Genomic DNA, 410 nt, shown 5'->3' with positions numbered 1-410 from the left:
ATAAAAAAAGCTGCCCCCAAGATTACCCCTAATGTACCAAAACCAATGGTCAGATTTTCCAACGAAAAATCAAGAAAAAAGTAGTTCATTAATAGCACGCAAATAACATAAAAGAGAAACATAGGTAAACGATAGTGTTTAAATGCTTGGTTACGCCCCGCAAAACATAAAGGGACAAGCGAAATAATGTGTTCACTGGGTTTGAGCATGGCGTACACTTCGTAATGGTCAGCGTGCTTTTCGGCGACTACCTCGACTTGATCACCATCGTTAAATTTATAAAAACCGAGCCAACCTTTTAACGTGATGGTGTCATTTAATTTGGCAGTAATATACTGAGCATCTACCTCATTACTACGATCATTACCATTAGCATGACCTAAACCAGCTAGTGCGGTAATACTATTACC

1 pseudogene is annotated in these 410 nt (G+C 38.8%); it reads right to left on the bottom strand.

Annotated elements, in window-relative coordinates:
• A pseudogene (locus GQ594_RS11905) lies at nucleotides 1-410 on the bottom strand (hypothetical protein); the annotation flags it as partial.

This window comes from Gilliamella sp. Pra-s52 (genome assembly GCF_009795805.1).
In the GTDB taxonomy this organism is placed as follows: domain Bacteria; phylum Pseudomonadota; class Gammaproteobacteria; order Enterobacterales; family Orbaceae; genus Gilliamella.
This window is presented reverse-complemented; position numbering and strand designations above follow the sequence as displayed.